The sequence below is a fragment of the Porcincola sp. LCP21S3_C12 genome, from assembly GCF_052118625.1.
Lineage (GTDB): Bacteria > Bacillota > Clostridia > Lachnospirales > Lachnospiraceae > Porcincola.
In genome coordinates this window covers 210,551-217,458 of sequence record NZ_JBQKGW010000002.1, presented here as the reverse complement: position 1 = coordinate 217,458, position 6,908 = coordinate 210,551, and the positions used below count along the sequence as shown (strand labels likewise).

Here is a 6,908-nt window from a genome sequence, read left to right as displayed (position 1 = left end):
GTACTACTAATAACGGAGATTTGCAATGCAGTTGAGCCTCAAAAGTATTGAATTTACGCTGTTTTCAGAGCCTTGACAGTAGTTACTAGTACAAATGGCTTAAAACTCAGAATCCACGATGTGTTCAAACCATACGGAAAGGTCAGCATCGCTGTATATCAATGTGATCTGCTTATCCGGGTTCTCCTCGTTCCATGCCTCGATTGCATTCGACACATTGGAACCAGCATCTGATTCAATCTTATATCCCCGCTCTGCAGCATCCGCAAGTGACGTCAGCGGCTTGTCGTCCTCTCTCTGAATGAAGACATTGGAAGTTACTCCGTAGGGAAGAGAATAGTAGTAAATTTCGGCGTGCTTTTTCTGGTAGCTGATATTGTTCACTACTATGTCGTAAGTGCCTGCATCCAGACCGCTGAAAAGAGATGCGAATTCAGCTGTCTGAAACTCCAGCTTGTATTGAGGAAGCTGGTCAAAGACTGCGCGGAGAACTTCAATATCATATCCTGTGAGATTTCCATTTTCGTCCTGATATACATACGGCTTGGGCATACCTGTGGTTGCCGCCTTGATCACAGTCACATCGCCGCTGCCATCCTGTGTCCCCGCATCTGCGGAACCGGTCTGTGCCGAAGAAGCCGCTGCAGTACCTGATGGGTCATTCGGACATCAGCGTAACGATGAACACCTACACGCATCTGGGACTGGAGGATGCGGAAAATGAATTGCGGAGACTGTCGGAGATAAACAGCGCGCGAGTGGAACTTGACCGGCTGAACGGAACGGGCTTCAGCATCGAGAGCAGTGTGAAATTTGGATAAGGGAAGAAAAAAAGACTGGATGAATGTGACCAGAAGGAGCATATAGATCAGAAGGACCCGGGAGGCAGATGCGATTGTGTGAAATGCTTTCTAGGTCTTTTGTCGTCTCCGGCATCATGATAAACTGAAATATCAGGAGGAAGGAAATATTATATGATAAAAATACTTTTCGTCTGCCACGGCAATATTTGCCGCTCTGTCGGAGCCCAGTATATCCTTCAGGATATGGTGAATCGCCGTGGGCTTGCCGGAGATTTTCTGATTGAGTCTGCAGCGGCAACTACGGAGGAGATCGGAAATCCGATCTATCCGCCGATGGAGCGGGCGCTTCGCAAAAAGGGCATTCCGATCGGCGATCACAGAGCACGCCAGCTTCGAAAGGCGGACTATAACCGATATGATTTGCTGATCGGAATGGATGAAGAGAATCTGAGCGACATGAACTGGATCCTCGGCGGCGATCCGGAGGGAAAGCTGCATTACCTGATGGAGTATACAGGCAGACCGGAACATAAGATCGAGGATCCCTGGTATACCCGGCGGTTTGATGCCTGCGCGGATGAGATCATCGAAGGATGCGAGGGACTGCTCGCGCACTTTGAATCAAAACGGCGCTGACAGATCGTCTTGAATGCAGCTTGATAAATGAATCTGAAAAAGGAGATAAGCAGGTGGAAGAGGGCAATTCTGATAAGATATATATCGGCTGCCATTTATCCATATCGAACGGATATGAGGCCATGGGCAGGGAATGTCTTTCGATGGGCGGCAATACATTCGCATTTTTCACACGCAATCCGCGGGGCGGTCAGGTGAAAAAAACGGAACCGGCCGATATGGCTGCGCTTGAGGGGTTTCTGAAAGCGCATGGGTTCGGGAAGCTTGTAGCGCACGCGCCATATACCATGAATCTGTGCTCAGATAAAGAGCGGGCACGCGAATATGCGGAGGAGTGCTTTCGAGATGATCTGGCGAAAATGGAGCAGCTTCCGGGCAATTTCTTCAATTTCCATCCGGGGAACTCGCTGAAGCAGGATCAGGAGAGTTGCATGGATCGCATTGCGCAGGTTATGAACCGCTATATCAGTCCGGGGCAGAGTACGGTTGTGCTGCTGGAGACGATGGCAGGGAAGGGAACGGAGATCGGCAGAACATTTGAACAGCTGCGTGAGATTCTGGACCGGATCGATGAGGACAAGCGGGAGAAGGTTGGGGTCTGCTTTGATACCTGTCATGTATGGGATGCAGGGTATGACATCGCTGGGGATCTGGACGGCGTGCTTTCGGAATTTGACCGGGTGGTAGGTCTCCGGAATCTGCGGGCAGTGCATCTGAACGATTCCAAAAATCCGTGCGGTTCTCACAAAGACCGGCATGAGAAGCTGGGGCAAGGCTGCATCGGATTAGAAGCACTTCGGCGCGTCGTGCGTCACCCGGCACTGTCAGGGAGACCGTTTGTACTGGAAACACCGAATGAATGGGACGGATACATCCGGGAAATCAGAATGGTGAAAGAGTGGCAGTCTGCATGAGACAAATCGTGGAAAGAAAGGATGAGAGATGCTTCAATGTCTGATTGTTGCCGTCGGAGGGGCGGCCGGTGCAGTGCTGCGTTATCTGATGGGTCTGCTTCCGATGAACCCTGAGAATGGGTTTCCGCTCAGGACGTTTCTGATCAATGTCATCGGCGCCTTCGTTATCGGTCTGGTAGCGGCGGCTGCCACGAAGAATTCACTCAATCCAAGACTGGTGTTGTTTTTGAAAGTCGGGATCTGCGGCGGGTTTACGACATTTTCCTCCTTTGCGCTGGAGACGGAGGCACTGATGGCGAAGGGACAAAATGGGGTGGCAGTTTTGTATGTCATTCTAAGTCTTTCCTGTGGCATACTGGCGGTGTCGGCAGCTGAGCATATTGTGTAAGAAAGGCATGCGGGAAAGGCTGCATCGTGTAGAATGGATATGATTGTGAAGCATAGTCAAGGGCTGAGGAGGCAGCGAGTTTACGACATGAAAACCTTTACACTGGATGGAACATGGAGCATGCTGGCACCGGATGGAAACAAGACCGAGGGGAAAATTCCCGGATCTGTCTACAGTTTCCTTCTGGATGCAGGCAAGATGGAGGATCCTTTCTACAGGGATAATGAATACAAGGCGCTGGAGCTTGTGAAGGGGGACTATACCTTCGTGAAGGCGTTTGACGCAGATCCAGCGCTTCTGAGTCGGGCTCATCAGGTGCTTCGCTTTGATGGCGTCGATACCATCTCGGACATCTACCTGAACGGGATGTGGATCGGGTTGACGATGGATATGCACACGGCTTACGAGTTCGATGTGAGAGGTCTGCTCCTAGAGAGCGGAAATGAACTGAAGGTATGTATCAAGTCTCCGACGAGGTGGATTGCACAGAGGGACAAGGAACATCACCTTGGCGGCTCGATCGAAGCAATGAAGGGTTTCTCGTATCTCCGGAAGGCTCACTGCATGTTTGGCTGGGACTGGGGCCCGAGACTGCCTGATGAAGGTATCTGGAAGGATGTCACCCTCCTTGGCTGGAATGATGAGAGAATCACGGATGTGCGCATTCACCAGAATCATCTGCTGGAGGATGGCAGTGCGGCGATGGGCGCTTCGGAGCATGCTGCACAGGCAAAGGCGGGCAGGGTGCGTGTGCAGCTGACGGTGAAAGCAGAGACATCAGCATCCAGTACTGATGGTGCGGACAGCTGCGCAGCTGCATCACACAGTGTTGGTGCCGCGAGGAGCAGCAAAGCTGTATCACACGGTATTGATAGCGCTGGAAGTGGTGAAGCCGCAGGGCAGACCGGCAGCGATCAGATATGCGGCAGGGACGATGCTAAATCGATCAGAATCGAACTGACAGCCCCGGACGGACAAGTCTTCTGCCTGAAAAACGGTGAGCCGTTCGAGGTAGAGCGTCCACAGCTCTGGTGGCCGAACGGACTTGGAGACCAGCCCCTTTACACAGTGACGGTCAGTCTCCTTGGAAGAGAGGGAGAGGTCATCGAACGGCAGACCAGGAGAATTGGCCTCCGCACGATGACGATGAGAAGAAAGAAAGATCAGTGGGGTGAAACATTTGCCACAGAGGCAAATGGTCAGACATTCTTCGCCATGGGGGCAGATTATATTCCGGAGGACAACATTCTTTCGAGGAGATCGCCGGAGCGGACGAAGCGCATGCTCGGATACTGCAGAGAGTCTCACTTCAATGCGATCCGGGTCTGGGGCGGCGGCTTCTATCCGGATGACTGGTTCTTCGACTACTGTGATGAATACGGCCTGGTTGTGTGGGAAGATCTGATGTTTGCCTGCGCGTTCTATCCGTCCGATGAGGCATTCTATGACGAGATCCGGGAGGAAATCCGACAGAATGTCAGACGGATCCGCCATCATGCGAGCCTGGGACTCTGGTGCTGCAACAACGAGATGGAAGGATTCACCTTTGACGGTGGCTACGAGTGCAATGCCATCACGAAGGCAGATTATCTGATTCAGAATGAATATGTGATTCCGCAGATTCTGAAAGAGGAAGACCCGGACACCTTCTGGTGGCCGTCCTCTCCGTCATCAGGCGGAAAGCTGGACAATCCGAGCGATCCCAGCCGCGGAGATGTCCATTACTGGAACGTCTGGCACGGCGGTGTCCCGTTTACGGAATACCGGAAGTTCCGGTTCCGCTATCTGTCAGAGTTTGGATTTCAGTCTTTCCCGTGCCTGACGACGGTGAAAAGCTTTACGGAGCCTCAGGACCGCAACATTTTCTCTTATGTGATGGAGATGCATCAGAGAAATGCAGGTGCGAACGGGAAGATCATGATGTACCTGTCGCAGAATTACCGCTACCCGGAGACTTTTGAAAACCTGCTCTATGCATCACAGCTGCTTCAGGCTGAGGCCATCAAGTATGGTGTTGAGCATTTCAGACGAAACAGAAACGATGACAGATGCATGGGTGCAATTTACTGGCAGCTGAATGACATCTGGCCGGTCGCGTCCTGGGCGTCTTTAGACTACTATTATCGCTGGAAGGCACTCCAGTACTATGCAAAGCGTTTCTTTGCGCCGGTCATGCTGAGCTGCGAGGAAAACGGCATGGCATCTCAGGGACTGACCTGCATCAGTGAACCGGAACCGCATACCTATTCAGCGCGGCTTTGCCTGACAAATGAGACCTGGGATGTGCAGAAGAGGACGGTTGTATGGGAACTGCGGGATGAGTCGAGCTGCATTCTCAAAAGCGGACGTATTGAGGCGGAAGTGAAACCATTCTCAAGCGAGTGGTTCGACACCATCGATGTTTCAGATGCTGACATCCGCTCCGTGCATCTGCACTATGCACTGCTGAAAGGAGAGGGGACGCAAGGCGCAGCGGACGGAGCCGATCTGACTGCGGATGATACGGCACAGGGAAGCGTTCTGTTTGTGCCGACGAAGCACTATCGTTTTGCTGATCCGCACCTGGAGCTTGATGTCAACAGGAAGGACCGCACGGTCACAGTGACAGCTGAAGCGTACGCAAAGTCGGTGGAGATCTATAGTGCAGGCGGTTACGTACGGCTGGACGACAACTTCTTCGACATGGAGAAAGGCAGCCGCACCCTTCAGATTCTTGAGGGAGATATGGACGATCTGAAGGTGAGAAGCGTATTTGATATTTGATGAATCACAGAGAGGACGATTCTGCATGGCATCTGGGATGCTGTGGAATCGTCCTCTTTTTTTATACGTCAGAAGGACGACGATGCAGTCTGACTGGTCCTGCGCAGGTTCCGCCATCATAGTATGACACTGGCAGAACAATATCCTGGCGGGCTGCGGCGGGGTGCTCGATCCGGTTCATAAGCGCCTTCACTGCATACTCCGCGATGCTGTATCCCTTGGTATGGGCAATGCTGGACAGCCTTGGCAGAAACCGGATATCGCTTCCGATGCTGTCGAACCCGCAGAGAGATACATCCTGCGGAATACGATACCCTTCGTCCTGCAGAGCCTGCATGCAATAGTAAGCAACTTCGTCATTAAAGCAGACAAGCGCGGAATAGTCACGCGGTGTTAGAAGACGGGCCAGCTGGCCGGATCGGATGGCGGCGAAACAGTCGTTTTCTTCAGTGATTCTGACACTTCTATTTGTCGCGGGGCAGTAATCGCTGACAGCCTGTAAAAAACCCTTTTGCCTGAGTGGCTGTGAGGTATTGTTCTGGGGACCAGCCAGGAACAGAAAATGACGATGTCCAAGCTGAGATAAAACTTTACCGGCAAGGTATCCGCCTGCCTCATCGTCTACTCTGACACAGTCGATATCCTGCTGCCGGATGGAACGGTCTACAATGACAACCGGGATGTGGTTTGCCTGAAGAAGCTGAACTGCAGAAGATCCCTCATTCGCCGTCTTCACACTATCCTGAGGAAAAAGAAGGACACCGGAGACAGAGTAAGAGACGGCTAGGGCAGCCAGTTCCTTTTCCGATGCAAGACTTTTGTTGTTGCACAGGATTATCACGTTGTAGCCTCTGATTTGAAGCTCCTGTTCGATCCTTGCCATCAGATGCGAATAATGCGGGTTCTCGATGTCCTCGATGATGATTGCAACGACATGCGATTCATGCGACCGCAAACTTGAAGCGAGCCGGTTCGGAATGTATCCGGTTTCATCTGCGGCGGCCTTGATCTTTTGAACTGTAGCCTGGGGAAGCTTTGGGTCTCCGCGGAGTGCGCGTGAAACTGTATTGACGGAGTAGCCGCAGCGCTGCGCAACTGTCGAGAGAGTTGGTCTTTTTTTATGATTCAACATTGTGCTCTCCTGCTCTCGCTTTATACATATGCGAATGGGTTTTATATGCAGATAATGTACATCAATAGAATCGGAGAGTCATGTCATGATCACACTTTCAAGTATTACGATGATGGAAAACATGACAATAAAAAATGATATCGGTACCAATTATTGTAAATAATAAACATATATAATAAAAACAATCAATGATTAAATGTATATAATAATATTATTATAATCTTGTGAAATAATTATATTGACATATACGTAAGATAACGTTAATCTATCTT

General features: G+C 51.1%; 7 protein-coding genes. 5 read left to right on the top strand and 2 right to left on the bottom strand.

All coding sequences use genetic code 11. The features are described 5' to 3' along the window. Positions 1-99 precede the first annotated feature (99 nt). A complete protein-coding gene (locus ACTQ1N_RS02070; RefSeq protein ID WP_441954138.1) occupies positions 100-582 on the bottom strand; it encodes a transporter substrate-binding domain-containing protein in 483 nt (160 codons plus the stop codon). Positions 583-626: 44 nt separating this feature from the next. Here ACTQ1N_RS02070 and ACTQ1N_RS02065 point away from each other — a divergent pair, with 44 nt between their 5' ends. The 5 genes from ACTQ1N_RS02065 (at position 627) to ACTQ1N_RS02045 (ending at position 5,504) form a co-directional block, all read left to right on the top strand. Then, positions 627-821 carry an integrase gene (locus ACTQ1N_RS02065; RefSeq protein ID WP_441954136.1) on the top strand — a complete coding sequence of 65 codons (195 nt, stop codon included), beginning with the start codon at positions 627-629 and terminating at the stop codon, positions 819-821. 153 nt (positions 822-974) lie between these two features. Continuing rightward, complete coding sequence (locus ACTQ1N_RS02060; protein WP_154522758.1) at positions 975-1,439, top strand: low molecular weight protein-tyrosine-phosphatase; 465 nt, start codon at positions 975-977, stop codon at positions 1,437-1,439. Positions 1,440-1,492: 53 nt separating this feature from the next. Further along, positions 1,493-2,353: a deoxyribonuclease IV gene (locus tag ACTQ1N_RS02055; RefSeq protein ID WP_441954134.1), complete on the top strand. Its 861-nt coding sequence runs from the start codon at positions 1,493-1,495 to the stop codon at positions 2,351-2,353. A 28-nt stretch (positions 2,354-2,381) separates the two neighbouring features. Beyond that, entirely contained in the window at positions 2,382-2,741 is a 360-nt protein-coding gene (crcB, locus tag ACTQ1N_RS02050) for a fluoride efflux transporter CrcB (RefSeq protein WP_441954132.1), read from the top strand. Positions 2,742-2,828: 87 nt separating this feature from the next. After that, a complete protein-coding gene (locus tag ACTQ1N_RS02045; RefSeq protein ID WP_441954130.1) occupies positions 2,829-5,504 on the top strand; it encodes a glycosyl hydrolase 2 galactose-binding domain-containing protein in 2,676 nt (891 codons plus the stop codon). 61 nt (positions 5,505-5,565) lie between these two features. Here ACTQ1N_RS02045 and ACTQ1N_RS02040 read toward each other — a convergent pair whose 3' ends face one another. Then, positions 5,566-6,636: a LacI family DNA-binding transcriptional regulator gene (locus tag ACTQ1N_RS02040; RefSeq protein WP_441954128.1), complete on the bottom strand. Its 1,071-nt coding sequence runs from the start codon at positions 6,634-6,636 to the stop codon at positions 5,566-5,568. Between the last annotated feature and the right edge of the window lie 272 nt (positions 6,637-6,908).

Excerpts from the sequence above, each read along its gene's own strand:
- ACTQ1N_RS02060 (WP_154522758.1), top strand. The coding sequence starts at position 975 with ATGATAAAAATACTTTTCGTCTGCCACGGCAATATTTGCCGCTCTGTC.
- crcB (WP_441954132.1), top strand. The coding sequence starts at position 2,382 with ATGCTTCAATGTCTGATTGTTGCCGTCGGAGGGGCGGCCGGTGCAGTG.
- ACTQ1N_RS02045 (WP_441954130.1), top strand. The coding sequence starts at position 2,829 with ATGAAAACCTTTACACTGGATGGAACATGGAGCATGCTGGCACCGGAT.
- ACTQ1N_RS02040 (WP_441954128.1), bottom strand. The coding sequence starts at position 6,636 with ATGTTGAATCATAAAAAAAGACCAACTCTCTCGACAGTTGCGCAGCGC.